This is a genomic window from Streptomyces atratus, from assembly GCF_014648655.1.
Taxonomy (GTDB): Bacteria; Actinomycetota; Actinomycetes; order Streptomycetales; family Streptomycetaceae; genus Streptomyces; species Streptomyces atratus.
This window is the reverse complement of sequence record NZ_BMRN01000187.1, coordinates 1-597: the sequence shown is the minus strand read 5'-3', so window position 1 is coordinate 597 and position 597 is coordinate 1. Positions and strand designations below refer to the sequence as shown.

Here is a 597-nt window from a genome sequence, read left to right as displayed (position 1 = left end):
CCCGCCACATGCGCAGCCGCAATCTCACCCACCGAATGCCCCAGAACAAAATCAGGACGCACCCCCCACGACTCCACCAACCGGAACAACGCCGTCTCCACCGCAAACAACCCCGCCTGCGCAAACATCGTCCCGTTCAACACCTCCACATCCCCACCCCACACCACCTCACGCAACGAACACCCCAACCGCCCATCCAACTCCCCCAACACCGCGTCGAACGCCTCCCGGAACACCGGAAACGCCTCATACAACCCACGCCCCATACCCAACCGCTGCGCACCCTGACCCGTGAACACAAACGCCACCCCACCCACCGGCCCCGCCACACCCCGCACCACCGACGAAGGCACCATCTCGCCCCCGGCCAAAGCCGCCAGCCCCCGCACCAAATCCTCACGATCCGACGCCGCGATCACCGCACGATGCTCCAGCACCGCACGCGACACCACCGACGAAAACCCCACATCAACCAACGACAACCCCGCACCCCCACCCTCCACACACTCCAACAACCGCGCCGCCTGCCCCCGCAACGCACCCTCACCCCGACCCGACAAAACAACCGGCACCACCGGCAACCCGGCCGAAACAACC

The 597-nt window shown here is 66.2% G+C and carries 1 protein-coding gene; it reads right to left on the bottom strand.

All coding sequences use genetic code 11. The features are described 5' to 3' along the window. Window positions 1-597: acyltransferase domain-containing protein (locus tag IEZ15_RS43995; RefSeq protein ID WP_189282519.1), on the bottom strand; the 597-nt coding region annotated here is incomplete at both ends.